Source organism: Streptosporangium sp. H13245 (assembly GCF_055690525.1).
The window spans coordinates 38,486-55,785 of record NZ_JBSZKT010000028.1 but is presented as its reverse complement, the minus strand read 5'-3'; the positions used below and the strand labels follow the sequence as shown (position 1 = coordinate 55,785).

15 protein-coding genes are annotated in these 17,300 nt (G+C 72.5%); 9 read left to right on the top strand and 6 right to left on the bottom strand.

What is annotated here, in order from left to right; genetic code table 11:
• Positions 1-5 precede the first annotated feature (5 nt).
• The 3 genes from ACW9TB_RS29090 (at position 6) to ACW9TB_RS29080 (ending at position 2,519) form a co-directional block, all read left to right on the top strand.
• Positions 6-692, top strand: coding sequence for a hypothetical protein (locus ACW9TB_RS29090; protein ID WP_472751264.1), 687 nt, complete (start codon positions 6-8; stop codon positions 690-692).
• The gene (locus ACW9TB_RS29085) at positions 689-1,504 is read left to right on the top strand and encodes a thioesterase II family protein (protein ID WP_472751263.1); all 816 of its coding nucleotides are present in this window, start codon (positions 689-691) and stop codon (positions 1,502-1,504) included. Before ACW9TB_RS29090 ends, ACW9TB_RS29085 begins: the two co-directional genes overlap by 4 nt.
• A 262-nt stretch (positions 1,505-1,766) precedes the next feature.
• On the top strand, positions 1,767-2,519 hold the full coding sequence (locus ACW9TB_RS29080) for a restriction endonuclease (protein WP_472751262.1): 753 nt from the start codon (positions 1,767-1,769) through the stop codon (positions 2,517-2,519).
• 103 nt (positions 2,520-2,622) lie between these two features.
• Here ACW9TB_RS29080 and ACW9TB_RS29075 read toward each other — a convergent pair whose 3' ends face one another.
• From ACW9TB_RS29075 to ACW9TB_RS29065, 3 genes are all read right to left on the bottom strand, one after another.
• Positions 2,623-3,141 (bottom strand): O-acetyl-ADP-ribose deacetylase, encoded by a 519-nt coding sequence (locus ACW9TB_RS29075; protein WP_472751261.1) that lies wholly within the window; start codon positions 3,139-3,141, stop codon positions 2,623-2,625.
• Between the two features lie 328 nt (positions 3,142-3,469).
• Positions 3,470-4,252 carry an SAM-dependent methyltransferase gene (locus ACW9TB_RS29070; RefSeq protein WP_472751260.1) on the bottom strand — a complete coding sequence of 261 codons (783 nt, stop codon included), beginning with the start codon at positions 4,250-4,252 and terminating at the stop codon, positions 3,470-3,472.
• Positions 4,253-4,685: 433 nt separating this feature from the next.
• The gene (locus tag ACW9TB_RS29065; protein WP_472751259.1) at positions 4,686-5,159 is read right to left on the bottom strand and encodes a MarR family winged helix-turn-helix transcriptional regulator; all 474 of its coding nucleotides are present in this window, start codon (positions 5,157-5,159) and stop codon (positions 4,686-4,688) included.
• Positions 5,160-5,304: 145 nt separating this feature from the next.
• On the opposite strand from ACW9TB_RS29065, the gene ACW9TB_RS29060 reads away from it, so the two are divergent.
• Positions 5,305-6,135, top strand: a complete 831-nt coding sequence (locus ACW9TB_RS29060) for an SDR family NAD(P)-dependent oxidoreductase (protein WP_472751258.1) — start codon at positions 5,305-5,307, stop codon at positions 6,133-6,135.
• A gap of 112 nt (positions 6,136-6,247) precedes the next feature.
• Positions 6,248-7,309: a PLP-dependent cysteine synthase family protein gene (locus tag ACW9TB_RS29055; RefSeq protein WP_472751257.1), complete on the top strand. Its 1,062-nt coding sequence runs from the start codon at positions 6,248-6,250 to the stop codon at positions 7,307-7,309.
• 31 nt (positions 7,310-7,340) lie between these two features.
• Here ACW9TB_RS29055 and ACW9TB_RS29050 read toward each other — a convergent pair whose 3' ends face one another.
• Positions 7,341-7,919 (bottom strand): ATP-binding protein, encoded by a 579-nt coding sequence (locus ACW9TB_RS29050; protein WP_472751256.1) that lies wholly within the window; start codon positions 7,917-7,919, stop codon positions 7,341-7,343.
• 246 nt (positions 7,920-8,165) lie between these two features.
• Here ACW9TB_RS29050 and ACW9TB_RS29045 point away from each other — a divergent pair, with 246 nt between their 5' ends.
• The 3 genes from ACW9TB_RS29045 (at position 8,166) to ACW9TB_RS29035 (ending at position 10,916) form a co-directional block, all read left to right on the top strand.
• Positions 8,166-9,473 (top strand): helix-turn-helix domain-containing protein, encoded by a 1,308-nt coding sequence (locus ACW9TB_RS29045; RefSeq protein WP_472751255.1) that lies wholly within the window; start codon positions 8,166-8,168, stop codon positions 9,471-9,473.
• Positions 9,474-9,475: 2 nt separating this feature from the next.
• Positions 9,476-10,378 (top strand): phosphotransferase enzyme family protein, encoded by a 903-nt coding sequence (locus ACW9TB_RS29040; protein WP_472751323.1) that lies wholly within the window; start codon positions 9,476-9,478, stop codon positions 10,376-10,378.
• Between the two features lie 103 nt (positions 10,379-10,481).
• Positions 10,482-10,916 (top strand): GNAT family N-acetyltransferase, encoded by a 435-nt coding sequence (locus ACW9TB_RS29035; RefSeq protein WP_472751254.1) that lies wholly within the window; start codon positions 10,482-10,484, stop codon positions 10,914-10,916.
• A 127-nt stretch (positions 10,917-11,043) separates the two neighbouring features.
• Here ACW9TB_RS29035 and ACW9TB_RS29030 read toward each other — a convergent pair whose 3' ends face one another.
• Both ACW9TB_RS29030 and ACW9TB_RS29025 read right to left on the bottom strand, forming a co-directional pair.
• Positions 11,044-11,349 carry a hypothetical protein gene (locus ACW9TB_RS29030; protein WP_472751253.1) on the bottom strand — a complete coding sequence of 102 codons (306 nt, stop codon included), beginning with the start codon at positions 11,347-11,349 and terminating at the stop codon, positions 11,044-11,046.
• A 183-nt stretch (positions 11,350-11,532) separates the two neighbouring features.
• Positions 11,533-13,683: a hypothetical protein gene (locus ACW9TB_RS29025; RefSeq protein WP_472751252.1), complete on the bottom strand. Its 2,151-nt coding sequence runs from the start codon at positions 13,681-13,683 to the stop codon at positions 11,533-11,535.
• 207 nt (positions 13,684-13,890) lie between these two features.
• On the opposite strand from ACW9TB_RS29025, the gene ACW9TB_RS29020 reads away from it, so the two are divergent.
• Entirely contained in the window at positions 13,891-17,295 is a 3,405-nt protein-coding gene (locus tag ACW9TB_RS29020; RefSeq protein WP_472751251.1) for a BTAD domain-containing putative transcriptional regulator, read from the top strand.
• Positions 17,296-17,300 lie beyond the last annotated feature (5 nt).

Genomic DNA, 17,300 nt, shown 5'->3' with positions numbered 1-17,300 from the left:
CAGAGGTGAACGCGACGCACGCGGACGGCGCCGACATGACCCGCAGAGGTGGCGGCGCCGACGATACGGATGGCGCCCACGGCGCCCGCGACCGTGGCACCTCGGTCGCCGGGACGGCGAGACGCGGCTTCCCAGGACCGGGCACTCCCGGCCCCGGCCTTCCCGACCCGGCCGTCCCCGGTCCTGGAATCCCCGGTCCGGGCACTCCCGGTCCTGGAATCCCCGGTCCTGGCAGCCCAGATCCGGGTCCCCGGAGCCCCGGCACTCCCGGTCCCGGCATCCCCGGCCCCGGTCCCCGAAGTCCCGGCACCCCCGGGCCGGGCGCTCCCGATCTCGGGATCCCGGGTTCCGGGATCCTCGGGCCCACCCGCTACGGGGCCAGCGCCCTCCTCGACACGTTCGCCCCCGGCGCACGGCGCGACACCGGGGACGCGCCGGTGCCGTCGACCAGCCGGGATCGGCGGAACGACGTGGGGACGACCCGTGACACGGAACGCCGCCACCGCGGGCTCACCGGGGAGAGCCTCCCCGGAGGGCCGAGTCCCGGGGAGGGGATCGCGGCCCTCGGGAGGTGCCCGGCGGCGGGCGCGGAGCCCCCCGCGAGCGAAGACGGCACCCCTCGGGCCGGTGGCGGGGAAGGACCGGAGACGGTCGGCCCGTACGCGGTCCTCGAAAGGAACGACCTTCCATGACCGAGACGATCCCGGCCGACTCCAGCATGTGGCTGCGCAGGCGGCGCCCGCTCACCGAGCCTCGCCTGCGCCTCGTCTGCTTCCCCCACGCCGGGGGAGCCCCGGCGTCCTACCGGGGGTGGCAGGACCGGCTGCCCGCCGACGTCGAGCTCTCCGCCGTGTGTTACCCCGGCAGGCAGAACCGCGTCAACGAGCGGCCGATCGACCGCATGGAACCCCTCGTCGACCACGTCTGCCGGGCCCTGGTCACCCTGGCGGACCGGCCGCTCGCCCTGTTCGGGCACAGCATGGGCGCCGTGGTCGCGTACGAGGTCGCGGTCAGGCTCGCCGGACACCACCGGATCTCTCCGGTGGCGCTGCTGGTGTCGGCGCACGCGGCGCCGCACCTGTGCGCGGACGACGCGCGGAGGATCCCCATCGGTGACCGTCAGCTCGCCGAGCAGGCCGCCGCCGCGGATCCGACGCTCCTGCGCTTCCCCGAGCTGATGGACCTGGCGATGATCGCGTTGCGGGCCGACCACGACCTCCTGCACGCCTACCGGCCCGCGTCCACCCCGCTGGTCACCGCCCCGATCACCGGATACCTGGGGACGGACGACCCGCGTGTGAGCCAGGGGGAGATGCGTGCCTGGAGCCGCGTCGCGGCCCTCGGGTTCGAGCTGCGGACCTTCCCGGGAGACCACTTCTACCCGGTGGACGCGGAGGCGGCACTCGTCGCCGACATCGCGGAGCGCCTCGCCGACATCGAAGGCGGCGAAGGTGTCGACGAGACGCCCCTGGAGGATTTGCCCGCTTCCTCCCAGCACGCGTGAGGTTCCCGGCATATCGGGAAGAGGCGTCACGATGGTGATCGACGGCACCCCGGCCGTTCGGGTGACCCGGCCGGGCCGGGGCTTGACGGTGGCCGTCCCAGGGTGAGGTCAGGGAGCGTGGGCGGGCATGTTCGATGCGGCCGGTACGAATCCGCGTTCACCGGTCGCCCCAAAACACGTCGCCCTGGAAATTGTCGGTGCCCGTTGTCAAAGTCGACAGGGTCAGCGGCAACGTTCCAACCTCGTCCCCCGGAGGTGCGCGATGGCACGGCGACGGACCCCCGCCAAGAAGGTGCGACGGCGGGCGTCCGGCGGGCGAAGAGCGCGCCGGAGAGAGGGCGATGGGCTCCTGTGGGCGGTCGCGGCCGTGGCCTTCGTCGTGGTCGCCATGTGGCTCGTCGACGTCGTCGTCGCCAACTGGCCGCTGGTGATCGGCGGCACGATCGCGCTGATCGCGGTCCTGGCAGGGGCGCTCCTGCTCCGTCACCGGGTGATCGAGGCCAGGGAGCGGGAGTGGCTGGAGGACAACGCGCGCCTCGAACGCGTCGACCGCATGACCGGCGACCGGTTCGAGGCCCTCGTCGAGGCCCTGCTACGGCGAGAGGGCTTCCGCGGGGTGCGCAGGATCGGCGGCAGCGGTGACGGCGGCGTCGACGTCGTCGCGACCGCGCCCGGTGGCGACCGCTTCGTCATCCAGTGCAAGCGCTGGGGCACCTCGGTGGGCTCACCCCAGATCCGCGACCTTCTCGGCGCGCTCCACGCCTATCCCGGCCACCACGGCGTGCTCGTCACCTCGGCGACCTTCACGGCTCCGGCCAGGGAGTGCGCGGCGGGCACCGGCCTGACGCTGGTCGACCGCGCGCTGCTCGCCGCCTGGTTCACCGGGTCCTTCACCCTCGCTCCGCGGGAACACCGCGGGGGCGGCCGGTGGCCCCTGCCGGGACGCCGTCCCGCGACGCCCTACCCGGATGGGGACCTGGGTTTGGAGGGAGCACTCGGCGACGAGCCCGCCTGACGCCCGCGCCGCCCGTGTTGTCCGCCCGCGTGACGGACCGGCGAGCGCTGGAAGGCGGCGGCGATGTCCGGGGAGCCTTCCGGGTCTGTCCGGCCGGGCCGGTTCACGACCCCGTGGTGCCGAGGGCCTTTTCGAAGGCGGCGTAGGCGTCCGGGGTGAACAGGACGAACCGCAGGTCCGTCACCCGTGTCGGGGTGGCCCGTACGGTGTCGACGGCGATGCGGGCGGCGTCGTCCATCGGCCAGCCGTAGATCCCGGCCGACACGGCGGGAAAGGCGACGCCGGTGGCGCCGAGTTCGTCGGCGACGCGCAGGGATTCGCGGTAGCAGGAGGCCAGGAGGTGCGCGCGGTCTTCGGTGGGGGAGTGGACGGGGCCGACGGTGTGGATGACCCAGCGAGCCGGGAGGTCTCCCGCCGTGGTGGCCACGGCCTGGCCGGTGGGCAGCCCCTTGCCGTAGTGGGAGGCGCGCAGGTCGCGGCACTCGGCGAGGATGGCGGGACCACCGCGCCGGTGGATGGCCCCGTCGACTCCGCCGCCGCCCAGGAGCGAGGAGTTGGCGGCGTTGACGACGGCGTCGACGTCCTGCGTGGTGATGTCCCCCTGGACCAGCGTGATCCTCATGAGTTACGGCCTTCCTCGGCGGTTCGTCCTCTCGTATCGGGTCCTTCCCCGGTTTCCCGTGCTCTGACGTGTTCCCCCGTTTCCCCCGTTTCCCCTGTTTTCCCGTCCCTGAAGTGCCGTGATCCCGACGTTCGCCGCTCTCGGAAAACCGCCGCCGCGCCATGTGACGGGCCGCTTCACCGGTCCGGCGTGCGCCGGGAGCACACCGCCCGCCCCCGATCATTTCCGGAGGGCAGGCGGTGGGGCCGTCTCAGGCGTGGTCCAGGGCGCGGGTCAGGGCGTGGCGCCTAGGAGACGGTTCTTGCCGGGAGCCCGGCGGGGCCGGTGCTCACGTTCCCGCCGGGTGCGGTTCCTCCGCCCGGCGCGCGGTGAGCAGCAACCGTCCGGCGCCGATCTCGAAGGGCGAGCCGTCAGGCCCGCCGAACCTTTCGACGCTGGTGAAACCGCCGTCGGTGAGGATCTGGCCCAGATGGGCGCTGGTGTAGACGTGGTGGATCGCGGTGACCTCAAGCTCCTCGCCGCCCCGGGTGAAACGGTATCCGCTGATCAGGCGGCTGCGGGTGACGTCGTACCCCGTCGTCGCCGTGACGGTGATGTCGCCCGTACGCATCTGGCGCGGCTCACCCGGATAGCCGGGCAGGACGGACTCGGCCGTCGCGTTGAAGTCGACCACCAGCCCTCCGCCCGGCCGGACCGCGTCGGCCAGCGCGGCGACGAACTCGCGGGTTCCCTCGGGTTCGAGGTAGCCGAAGCTGTTGCCCATGCAGACGGCGGCGTCGAACGAGCCGTCACGCGGGATGTCCCGCATGTCGGCGATGCCGAGATCGACGTCGAGCCCGGCGTCGGCCGCGGCCCGCCGGGCGTACCCGATGGCCTCGGCCGAGATGTCCACACCGGTCAGACGGTGGCCACGCGCGGCGAGTGCCAGCGTGTGCCTGCCGCTGCCGCAGGGCACGTCGAGGACGCGGGCTCCGGGGGGCAGGCCGAGGTGGCGTTCGATGAAGTCGACGTCCGCCTCGGTGAGTTCCGGCGTCGCCGCGCGCCGCCAGAACTCGTTGGGAAGTTCGGTGAAGAAGTTCGCGTACCAGGTGGATGAGATGTCGTGTGACATGGGAAAGCTCCAACGGTGTCGTGCGTCAACATGATCGCGACGTCACCGGGCACCACAGGAGAGGGCCGACCACCACTTGGGCGTCGACCTCGGTCGTCACCGCGCCGGAACGGCCGGTGCGATGCGGTGGCCCGGTGTCAGATCCCGGGCAGCCATGGCTTCCTCCACACTTGCCGCCGGGCCTCGTCCGGCGGAACTCCATCGACGGTAACAGAGAGGGGCGGCCTCGCGCCGCCGGGTTTTCCGCCGCGTACGCGAGGGCTCCCGAGGGTGCGGTGCGGAAACTCCCGGAGCCCCAGCCGGTGAAGGACGCGGGGCGCCGACGGTGACGGGGACGCCCTGACCGGTGAACGACGCGGAACGTCGGTAATGAGGGGAACGCTCCGGCCGGTGAAGGGCGCGGGAACGCCCCCGGTGTCGGGAACGCCCCCGGTCAGTCTGCCGCGCCCCGGACGTGCGGGGCGTCGGGGGCACCGGGGGTGTCCCGCACGTTGTGCGCCATCGTCGCGAGCACCCGCTCGAAGGCGGCGATGTCCTCTTCGTTCAGGTCCGCGCGCAGCCGCCGGTCGAAGGTCATGGCCGCCTCCCGCAGCCGATGGAACAGGGCCTCCCCCTCCTCGGTGAACTCCACCATGTGGGCGCGCCGGTTGGCCGGATCGCGGCGGCGGGTGAGCAGGCCCGTGCTCTCCATCGCGTTGAGGTGGTGGGTCAGCGTGGCCCCCTGGATGCCGACCGCCTCGGCGAGCTCGCGCTGGTTGCCCAGCCGGTGGGTCTTGAGGGAGATGAGGATCAGCCACACCGGCAACGACCCGCCCGCCTCGGCCAGCGTTTCGTCGAAGGCGCGGCTGACGGACTTGGCGGTACGGGCCAGGCGCAGGCCGATCGGCGGCCCGAAGGGTGGCGGCATGTGCTCACGGTAACATCGTGCTCTAACCATTTGACGTCTAATCATTAGACATCTATCATTCTGGTGACACGGGCCGCCGGGGCGCGGCCGTTCACCTCGCCCAGCACAGGGAGCACACGATGATCTTCTCCACGGGGAGCACAGCATGACCGCCACGACGCACTCGACCGGAGACCGCCCGCTCGACGGCAGGGTCGCGCTCGTCGCCGGAGCCAGCAAGGGCATCGGCGCCGTCACCGCGCGGGCCTTCGCCCGTGCCGGTGCCGCCGTCGTGCTGGGCGCCCGTGACGAGCGGGCGGTGGAGTCCGTCGCCGAATCCATCCGCGCGGAGGGGGGCCGGGCGCTGGCGGTGCCCACCGACGTCGGTGACGCCACGTCGTCCGAGCGGCTTGTCCGGCACGCGCTGGACGCGTTCGGCCGCCTGGACGCCGCCTTCAACAACGCCACCGACGGGCCCCTGCCCGCACCGCTGGCCGACATCGACCCCGACGACTTCGACCGGGGGATCCGCACCAACGTCCGTGGCACGTTCCTCGGGATGAAGTACCAGATCCAGGCGATGCTCGGCTCGGGCGGCGGCGCGATCGTCAACATGGCGTCCATCGCCGGGACGCGGGGTACCGCCAACCTCGCCGCCTACGTGGCCGGCAAGGCGGGCATCATCGGCCTGACCCAGGTCGCCGCGCTCGACTACGCCGACCAGGGGATCCGGGTCAACGTCGTGGCCCCGGGGCCGATCCTCACCCACCACCTCAGGGCCGCGGGCGAGGAGGCCCAGCGCATGGCCGGTCTCGCCACACCCATGCGCCGCGTCGGCCGGGCCGAGGAGGTCGCCGACGCCGTCGTGTGGCTGTGCTCCGACCAGTCGTCTTTCATCACCGGGGTGGTCCTGCCCATCGACGGCGGTCAGTACGCGGGCAACAAGCCCCCGCGGATGTACCGCCAGGGCCAGTCCATGCAGCCCCAGAGCCCGTGACCCGGTCGGCCCGCGTACCCGGCCGGTAACCCCGGTCGATCCCCGGTGAGCATGCCGGTCGTGACGTGTCCCCGGCCGACGCAGGATCGGCGGATCGCACTAGATTGCTGGTATGAGCGGCGGCGGTGCGTGGGCGGCGGAGGCGATCGCGAAGCTGGATAGCGAGAGGGAGCTGACCCCTCCCACGCCGCTGCGCCGGTTCCCGCTGCCCGCCGGGTGGGAGGTGCGGCTGTGGCTGAAGGACGAGTCCGCGCAGCCGACGGGCAACCTCAAGCACCGGCTGGCACGGGCACTCTTCACGCGGGCGATCGCCGAGGGCCTGATCACGGAGGGCACCACCGTGGTGGAGGCCAGCGGGGGCGCGATGGCCGTCGCACAGGCGTACTTCGCCCGGCTGCTCGGCCTGCCGTACGTCGCGGTCATGCCGAAGAAGTCGTCGGGGGAGGGCGTCGAACGGCTGGGCGGGAGGTGCCTGCACGTCGACCCGCCCCTGGCGATCTACGCGGAGGCCGCGAAGCTGGCCGGGCGGGTGGGCGGCCACTACCTGGACCACTACACCTCGGCGGCGGCCGTCGACTGGCGCGGGGGAAGCCTGGCCGAGGAGCTGTTCGGGCAGCTGGAGGAGTGCCCGCGCTGGGTCGTGGTCGGCGCGGGCACCGGCGCCACGTCCGCGGCCGTCGGCCGCCACCTGCGCGACCACGACCTGCCGGGACGGCTGGCCGTGGTCGATCCGGAGAACTCCGCCTACTTCCCCGGCTGGGCGAGCGGCGCCGCCGACTACGGGACGGGCATGCCCTCCAGGATCGAGGGGATCGGCCGGCCGCGCCTGGAGCCGGGGTTCGTTCCCGATCTCGTCGACCTGGTCGTCCCCGTACCCGACGCCGCGAGTGTGGCCGCCGCCCGCCGCGTCCGCCGGGACGTCGGGCCGCCGGTCGGCGCCGCCACCGGCACGAACCTGTGGGGCGCGCTGGAGATGATCACGCGCATGCGCGCCCGGGGTGTCCGGGGTGACGTGGCGACCGTGATCGGCGACGCCGATCCGCGCCACCTGCGAACCTGCCACGACGACACCTGGGCGGCGGGCAGGGGACTGGACTGGCGGCCGTACGCGGAGAGACTGGAACGCCTGCTCGACCACGGCGGGCCCTGGCAACCGGACCCGGCCCCGGAGTGACCGGACCCGGCGGCCGGGTGGCGCGCGGAGGTCACGTCCGGGGACGGTGTACGGGCAGGTCGAACCAGACGCCGGTCCCGATCTGCCCGGTACCGCACAGCCGCGTCCAGCGAGCCCCGCAGTGCCCGGCGGTGAACTCGTCGACGATCCGCAGGCCCCGCCCGCCGAGCTCCAGCTCGTCCACGTGGCCGGGGGCGGTGAACGGGCGGTGCAGCAGGCGCTCGATCAGCGGGACCCCGCCTCCGGCGTCGGCGACCTCGGCCCTGATCGGCAGGTCGTTGTCGTGCAGGACCCGCAGCTCGTACGGGCCCGGGGCGTAGCTGCTGGCGTTGGTGGCCAGTTCGGTGACCACGACCTCCAGCTCGGCGACCTCGCAGGCGGCGAACGGCGGCCGGGACAGCAGGTCGTGGAGCAGCCTGCGGGCGCGGCGGGCGGCGTCGCGCTGGGGAAGGCACCAGGCGGTGATCCGGAAGCGGTCGTGGAGCTTGCCGTGCACGCCGGACTCCAGAACCAGAGCGTGCTCGGTGAGCATCGTGGCTCCTATCGCGTAGGGCATCGGCGGCACGGGGTCGCCGGGACGCCCGGCCGCTCGCTGGTCTGAATTACCCATGGTGCGGGACAAGACCGATATACGGAGAGTCGCAGGACCAATACTGTCCGCAGGTCGGCCCGGTGATAGGCCGGGCCGATCACCTTGCACGATCGGTCGCACCGATACGGCTCCGGTGGCGCCCGGTCGGCGGTTACCTTGGCGTCAAGGGAGCCCGTCAAGGGGACTCGGCCGGGAAAGGTCGGCATGAACGTCAGCAGTGGGAACGCGCAGGAAATCGACCCGGCGCTCTGGGAACGTCCACAGATGCGTCAGGCTCTGGCCGCCCGCGACATGGCCACCGTCTACCGGTTACTCCAGCGGATCGGAGTCTCGCAGCGTCACATCGCCGCCCTCACGGCACAGTCCCAGTCGGAGATCTCCGAGATCCTCAAGGGCCGCCAGGTGATGGCGTACGAGGTGCTCGGCCGGATCGCCGACGGGCTGGGGATCCCGCGCGGCTACATGGGGCTGGCCTACGACGCCTCCTCCGCGCCGGCCGGGGCGGCGGCGGCCGACCACCGCGACGACCTCTGTGAGGACGAGCAGGTACGCCGCCTCCTCGCGCACGCGGCGCAGGTGACCATCGGCGCGGTGGTCGGGGACGCCGAGGAGTGGGCCGAGCCGCTGACCCCCACGGAGACCCCCGTCCCGTACCGCATCGGCATGGCCGACGTCGAGCAGATCGAGACGGTGACCCGGACGCTGCGCGCCCTGGACTACCGGCACGGGGGCGGTGTCTGCCGCGACGCGGTGGTGGCCCAGCTGACCTGGTCGCAGCGGCTGCTGCGGGCCACCTGCCCGGAGTCGGTCACCCTGCGGCTGCACCAGGCGCTGGCCGACCAGCACAACCTCGCGGGCTGGACCTCCTTCGACGTCGGCCTGTACGGGGCGGCCAGAGGCCACCTGGCCCGCGCGCTGGAGCAGGCCAAGTACGCGAGGAACCCCTCGCTCGCCGCCAACGTCCTGTACCGGATGGGACGCGTCCACCTTCACTGCGACCGCATCCTGGACGCGCTGCGGTTCTTCCAGCTCGGGCAGATCTGCGCGCAGGACGCCAGCTGCGAGCGGACCGTGGCGATGCTCTTCGCCAACGAGGCCTGGGCCTACGCGCTGCTGGGCGACAGCGATCTCGCCCTCAAGTCGATCAACAGGGCGAGCGACGAGCTGGCCCGTGCCCGTGACCGCGAGTCGCCCGCCTGGGTGAGCTTCTTCGGCACCGCCGACCTCGACGCGACGAGCGGCATGGTCCACGCCGACCTCGCCGAGACCCACCTCGACAGCCACCTCGGCATCGCCGAGCGGTTCCTCACCGACGCGCTCGGGCAGCGCGACCCGAGCATGGCCAGGAGCAGGGCCTTCGAGCTGACGGCCCTCGCGACGGTGCAGCTCAGAGCGGGCGACATGACCTCGGGAATCGCCAACGGCGACGAGGCCGTCACCCTGGCGACCGAGATCCGCTCGGTGAGGATCATCGACCGCCTCGCGCCGCTGCAGGCCGTCGCGATGATGCGGGCGCACAGCGGTGACGCGCAGGACCTCGCCCGGCGCATCTCGGTGGTGCGCGCCGCGTGACGATGACCACCGACCACGCCGGCGGGCTCACCCGGGACCGGCTCCACTCCCTGCTGGAGTCGGTCCGCGCCCGGGTGGGGCTCGCGCCCGGCGACGCCGAGCTGATCAAGTTCACCAACAACGCCGTCTTCCGTCTCAAGAGCGCACCCGTCGTGGTGCGCGTCGCCGGGTCCTCGGCCGCCCGCTCCCGCGTGCCGACGGTGGTGCGGGTCGCCCGCTGGCTGGCCGACCACGACTTCCCCGCCGTACGGCTGCTGCCCGGCTGCGAGCAGCCGCTCCAGGTGGATGGCCACCTGGTCACCCTGTGGGAGGAGACCCCCGAGGTGGGGCCGCGTCCCGGCGGCGGCGACCTGGCCGCCGTGCTCAGGCGGCTCCACACGCTTCCTGACCCGCCGGTGGACCTGCCCGCGTGGACCCCGATGGTCGAGGTCCGCCAGCGGCTCGACGAGCCGGAGGACCTGCCCGCGAGCGACCACACCTTTCTGCTGGACGAGTGCGACGAGATCGAGGAACGGCTCGCCGCACTCGACTACGCGCTTCCCGCCGGGGTCATCCACGGCGACGTGTTCATGGGCAACGTCATCGCGGGCCCCGGCGGGCCGGTGCTGTGCGACTTCGACAGTACGGCGATCGGCCCGCGCGAGTGGGACCTGGCCCCCGTCGCGGTCGGACGCCTGCGGATGGACTATCCCTGGGACGAGCACACGCCGCTCGCCGAGGGCTACGGCTTCGACGTCACCCGCTGGCCGGGCTTCCCGGTCCTGCGCCGCCTCCGTGAGCTGAAACTGGTCACCAGCGTCGTGCCCGTCCTGCGCAGCAACCCGGGCATCCGGCCGCAGTGGGAGGACCGCATGCGCAGTTTCAGGACCCGCGACCAGACGGCCAGGTGGCAGCCGTACCGGTGACCGGTCCCCGAAGGAGCGGGATCACCGGGTCGTTCCGAGTTCGGGACGGTTCCCACGGGGGACATAGGGGCTGAACTCCCGACCCTCGCCCGGAGGACATCGCATGCTCAAGATCGGCAAGCTCCGCTCCGCGGACCGTCCCCACTGGGAGACCCTGTTCCGCGGCTACAACGACTTCTACGAGCGCACCCTCACGCCCCAGCTGTACGACAGGGCCTGGGACGAGTTCCGGGAGGACGTCCGGATGCACGCCCTCGGCGCGAAGCTCGACGGCGAGCTGGTCGGCATCGCGCACTTCCTCATCCACGCCAGCACCACGGCGCCGGACGTGTGCTACCTGCAGGATCTGTTCACCGCGCCTCGGGCCCGGGGCAACGGCGCGGGGCGGGCACTGATCGAGGCGGTGACCGAGTGGGCGCGCGCCCGCGACTGCAGCCGGGTCTACTGGTCCACCCAGGAGAGCAACACCGTCGCCCGGCGGCTCTACGACGAGGTCGCCGTGAACCGGGGTTTCATCCTCTACCAGATCAACCTCTGACGCCCGTACGGCCGGGAGCACCGTCGTGTGTGACCTGGGAGGACGGAGGCGGGGAGGGAAGGCCCGATCGAGGGAAATATCGGTGTAATTCTGGCTCTTGGCGATCCTTTCTGTCAGGAGCCGGAACTCAGGAGCCGAAATTGCGCTGGGAACGCGCCCTGTGTGGCTTTTCGCTGTTCTCCTCCTCCATGACGCCGAGGCGTGGTGCTTTGACGGTCTCGACCGTCTCGGCACGCCCGCCCGCTCCGGGAGGGACCGGCCGTTCGGCCGTCAGCTGGGCGAGGGCGACCAGCAGGAGCTCGCTGCTGGACCAGTCGGCGCGGTCGCCGCGGCCCAGCTCCACAACGCGCCGCATGACCTCGTCGGGGGTGAGGCCCAGTGCGGCGGCGACGCGTTTGGCAGCGTGCAGGAGTTCGTGGTCTCGGGCCGCCATGATGATGTCCTACCCTTCCGGTGCGGATGTGATGGGTGACGCCCGCGGTGAAAATCCGGCCGTCCGGTCTCCGGGGCGTCTTCACCCGGCGGGGGTGACGCCGGACGGGAGGAAACGCATGGTCGGACAGCTCAGGACTCCCACGTGCCGAGCCGGGACGGGCCGGGACGGGCCACCTCGCGGTCACTGGCGGGACAGGGCGCGGGTGATGCCGGTGGCGATGGTGGTGACCAGCACCCAGCCCGCGATCACGAGACCGTAGGCGACCCACTGGGTGGCACCGGCGGGCTGGTACGCCTTCTCCTGCCCGAAGTCGATCAGCGGGAACAGCAGGTCCAGCGCGTAGACGAGGGCGTTGAAGACGGGGCCCTTGCCGGGTTCCGCGCGGGGCGGGTTGTTCAGGGCGAACACGACGGTGCCGGTGACGAGCAGGGCCAGGAACCACAGGGCGGCGCGGACGGGGCGGTAGCCGTACCCGACGGTGACGTCCTGCAGCCGGCCCCAGGCCCGCGCGTACAGCGGGAGCGTGGCGCGCTGCCGCCGCTGCTTGACCAGCAGGACGGTACGGGCGTCGGCGTCGTGCCCCAGCCGCCGGTAGATGGCGGCGAGCTGCTCGTACGGCTGCGGCGCGTACCCGCCCGGGTCGTCCTTCAGCCAGGCCAGGCGCCGGGCGGCGGGCAACATCGGATCCAGGGCCTCGTAGGTGAGGCCGTCCTGGCGCCGCGGGGACCAGGTGGCGGGGTCGTCGCGGATGACGCCGATCCGGGCATGTCGCAGGTCGACGGTGCCCTCGGGTGCCCGCCTGGGGCGCAGGTACAGCTCGCGGGCCTCCAGCTGCCAGGCGGCCAGGGCCCGGCCGCCCGGCGCGGACAGCGTCGTGTCGTCGAGATACAGGTGCCTGCCGACACGGGTCCCGATCAGGCTGAGCTCGCCCTCCGCGACGAAGCCGCGCCCGCACTCCAGGCCACCGCCGACGCTCGCCCCGGCGAGGTCGAGTGCCTGTCCGCCGGGGTTGCCCAGCCGGGCGCCGTTGAAGTCGGCGAACGTGCCGATACGCGCGTCGGCGAGACGGACCGCGCCCTCGGCCACGAAACCCCCGGTACACGACAGCCCGCCCCCGACGTTCACTCCATCGGCGTCGAGGGCGACCGCGCGGGACGCGCCTGACGCGCCGGGGGCGTCGCCGGGCATATCGGAAGACGCGGGCATATCGGGAGAAGCGGGCGTGCCTGGGGACGCGGGCGTGTCTGGCAAGGCGGTAGTCAGGTTCGCGGCGGTCAGGTTCAGTGCTCCCGCGATGCGTGCCTGGGAGAGGTCCACCCGCCCCTCGGCGATGAGCCCGCGCGCGTTGAGGGTCCCCTCGATCTGCAGCTCCGCGGCCTGGAGCGCGTCACCGCCGGGATGGGTCAGGCGGGCGCCCTTCAGGCTGAGCTCCCGGTCGACCCGCGAGTTGGCCAGCCGTACGATGCCCGTCGCGGTGAACCCGGCGCCCAGGTACAGGCCGCCCTCGGCGGTGATCCTGGAACCTCGGAAGGCCATCTCGCCGGGGTGGTCGATCACGGTTCCGGTGAAGCCGAACGGCCCGGTCACCCGGGCGTTGCGCAGGCTGACCATCCCGGTGACCGTCATCCACCGGCAGAAGACACTCCCGTCGGAGATCAGCTCGTCCAGCACCAGCGTCTCGCCGGAAGCCGCCAGACGGGCATGATCCAGGATTACGGTGTCGCCCACCTTGACCCTGGAGAACCTGACCTGGCCCGCGGCGTCGAGCCCGGTCGCGGAGATGCGCCGCCCGGCCTGGAGCCGGTCGCAGTCGATCGCCAGACCGGTCGCGGAGGTCCGCGCGTGGTCCAGGATGAGACTTCCGGCGATCTGGGCCCCGTGCAGCTCCACCCGGCCGGTGAACACGCACCCCTCCAGCAGCAGGTGCCCGTCGATCTGCGCGTTGGAACCGGCCAGGCCAGGCAGGTGGGAGCCCTTGAAGTTCAGCTGCGGGCACCGCGCCCAGTACAGGGAGGGGTCCTCCTCGAAGAAGCAGGACAGGAACCGCGCGGAGTGCCGGAGGGTGGAGTAGGCCAGGTTCACCCGTTCGACGATCCGGGCCCCCTTGACGCGGAGCGCCGGGATCCGGTGTGACCGGGGTGACTCCTCGCCCATGTCGCTCATCAGCAGGACGGCGATCACCCTGGCCCGGATCGTCCGCTCCGCGTCCCAGGCGGTCCCCCCGGCCGGGTCGTCCTCCTCCGGTTTCCCGGTGGTGAAGTCGACCTCCTCGCCTCGCGGAAACGCCTCCCACACCCGGCGTTCCGCCTCGGACAGGTCCTCGGTACGCACATCGCCCCCTCCGTGTGGACACTGGTGAATACTGCCACCCCCGAGAGGGAGTCCCGTCGTACCCGGGAACACCGCCACCGGGCGCTAAAACGCGGCTGACGTGGCGCTGGAACGTGGCGGCTTAATCCGGTGTTCAACCTTGTTCTGGCCGGTTAGCCTGAATTCGTCTCAGCTCGGACGGCGCACGGTCCGGAGGGTGATGTGGCGATGGGTGTCTCCGGCGGTCCCGGCGGCCACCCCGACCCCGTCCGGGTGCGGCTCCTCGGCCCGGTGGACGTCGTCGCGGGAGACAGCGTCCTACCGGTTTCCGGGCTGCGCCGCAAGGCGGTGGTGTCCGTCCTGGCCCTGCGGGCCGGCGGCGTGGTCGACGCGGGCCGGTTGATCGACGCGGTGTGGGACGGCAGGCCGCCCGCGACGGCGACGAACACCCTGCAGAGCCACATGTCCTATCTGCGCAGGCTGCTGGCGGTGCCCGGGGCGATCGTGGCCCGCCCGCCGGGGTACGTGCTCATCCTCGACGCGGTGGACACGGATGTCCGGATGGCCGAGGCCCTCATCGAGCGGGGAAAGCGGGAGACCGATCCCGCCGCGCGGGCGTCCACGCTCACGGCCGCCCTGGGACTGTGGCGCGGGCGCCCCCTGGAGGACGTGGCGGGGCTGTCCTGGTTCAAGGAGCAGACGGCCAGGCTGGAGCGGCTCCGGCACGGCGCGGAGCGGGGGCTGGCGGAGGCCAGGCTGGCGCTCGGCAGGCACCTGGAGCTGGTGCCGGAGCTGGAGAGACTGGCCGAGCCGTACCCGTACGACGAGGATCTGCACGGGTTGCTGATGGTCGCCCTGTACCGCAGCGGTCGGCAGACCGACGCGCTGGCGGTCTATCACCGGTTGCGCGACCGGCTGCTCGACGAGCTGGGCATCGACCCGAGGCTCCCGCTCCGCGAGCTCGAAACGGCGATCCTCCGGCAGGACCCCGGCCTCGACCTGCCCGCCCCGGGCCAGGCGGTCGTGCCCGAGCCCGAGCCAGGGAACGGTCCCCCCGAGACCCAGAGGGCGGAGGACGGTCCCCCCGGGCCCGCCCTGGTGGAGCGAACGGCGGAGACGCGCCTCATCGGCCGGATCCTGAACACCGCGATGACCGGGCGGCAGGGCGGCTTCCTGCTCGTGGAGGGACCGGCCGGGATCGGCAAGACGAGCCTGCTGGACCACGCCCGGGTGCGGGGGGAGAAACTGGGCTTCACGGTCGCCTGCGCTCGCGGCACCGACCTTGAGGTCGACTACGCCTGGGGCTGCGTCCGGCAGCTGTTCGAGCCGTTCGTCAGGGATCCCGCGGTTCCGGCGCCGTCCGTCCTGCGACCGGCGAGCGCCGATCCGGCCACCCCGCAGGGCGAGTACTCGATCATCAACTCGCTCTTCTGGCTCGCCCACGACCTGGCGTCACGTAACCCGCTCCTGATCGTGGTGGACGACCTGCACTGGAGCGACGCCTCGTCGGCGCAGTTTCTCGCCTACCTGGCCGCGCGGCTGGACGGGCTTCCCGCGGTGGTCGTGGCCGGGCTGCGCCCGGGGTCCGAACGCGTCGGTCACATCGCCTCGGTCATCGCCGGACTGCCCCTGGCCGTCACGGCCACGCTGACCCCGCTGACCCCCGGTGGCTGCGCCGAACTGCTGGCCGGCCTCATCGCCGCCCCGCCGGACGAGGAGCTCGTCCGGCGATGCTACGACTCGACCCGCGGAAACCCGTTCCTGGTACGCGAGCTCGGCCGCCAGCTGAACGCGCCGGAAGGCCACGAACCCGCCCTGCTCCAGGGCTCGCCGAACATCGAGCGTTTCGTCGCCGGGCAGCTCCGTCACCTGCCGCCGGACGCCACGAGCGTGGCGCACGCCCTGGCCGTGCTGGGCGACGGCGCCGGTGCCCACGCGCTCGGCGAGGTGGCCGGGCTCTCGTCGCGGGAGGCGCTCGACGCGGTGTCCTCGCTGGTCGTCAACGACCTGGTCACCTCGCACGGGGTGCCCGCGCGATTCTCGTTCGGTCACCCGCTGATCCAGTCAGCCGTCTACGCCGGAATCAGGGCGAGCAGCCGGGTCGACCTTCACGTGCGCGCCGTCGGCGCCGCGCTGGCCGGCCACGACCCGATCAGGGCGGCGACCCACCTGCTCCGGATTCCCCCCGGTACGGGAGAGCACGATCCGACGGCGATACTCGGCGAGGCCATCGACCTCAGCCTGGCCCGCGGATCGGTCGACGGCGCGGTCGCATTCCTGCGCAGGCAACTCGACGAGGCCCGCGCCGACCAGCGACTGGACGTACTGACCCGGCTCGGCATGGCCGAGGCGCTCGTGAACATGCCCCAGGCCATCGAGAGCCTGTCCGAGGTGCTCACCCTGGAGCCCGACCCCGAGCGGCGCGCCGAGATCGCCTTCATCCTCGCCTGCACCACCTGGACGATCGGCCGGCCCAGGCAGGCGGCGCTGGCGTGCCAGTCCGCCCTCGACAGGGAGAGCCGTCTCTCCGTCACCGCGAGCAGGGCGCTGCAGTCCTGCATCGGCATGGTGGCCTACGGGACGCCGTACGGCACCGACCTCGTCGCGTCGCTCGACGAGTTCGGCGCGCAGGAACCCGACTCCTCCTCCGGCGGCCTCATGCTCGAATGCAGCCTCGCGCTCCACGACGCGATGCGGAACAGGCGCGCGTCGGCCGAGCGGCGCGCCCTGCGGGCCATCACCGGCGATCGCCTGATCGGGCAGCCGCAGGCGTTCCCCCTGCTGACGTGCGCGTGGTACGCGCTGAGACCCTGCGACAACCCTCGGCTCCTGTCGTCCATCGAGACGGTGCTTGAGCACAGCCGCAAGGCCGGCTCACTACGCGGGACCGCCCCCGCGCTCACCTACAGGTCGATGGTCATGCTCGCCAAGGGCGATCTCGACGAGGCCATCCACGACGGGCGGCTGGCCGTGGAGGCGTCCAAGAACAGCGGCCTCGACCTCGGGCTGGTATTCGTCGGAAACTCGCTCATCTCGGCCTTGCTGGCGCGCGGCGGCCTCGAAGAGGCACGGTCCATTCTCAACCAGGTCAAGGCCGCCCACGGCCCCGAGCTCAACCGCTACATCTACGCCGACGGCGAGATCAATCTGCTCGTCGCGCAGGGCCACACCCAGCGCGCGCTGGAACTGGCGCAGGCGACCAGGGACCACTGCCACACCATGGGCATCACCAATCCGGAGATCCTCGACTGGCGCACACCGCTCGTACGATGCCTGCTCCTGCGGGGACGGCACGAGGAGGCGCACGCGGTGGCCCAGGGCCTGCTCACCGCCGCGGCCGGGTGGGGGACGTCCAGGGCGGTCGGCAGGGCCCTTCGATCGGCGTCCGGTACCGTGACCGGACCGCGGAGGCTTGAAATGCTGACGGAGTCGGTCCGGCTGCTCGGAGCGACCGACGCCCGCCTCGAACACGCCATCTCCCTGTACGGGCTCGGCGAGGCCCTGCGGCGGTCCGGCCGCCCCCAGGACGCGGGCTCTCACCTGAAGGCGGCGCTGGAGCTCGCCGACCTGTGCGGAGCCCGGCCGCTCCGGCAGGCCGTGCTGGCCGCCCAGGCGGAGATCGGCGATCCCTAGGCCGC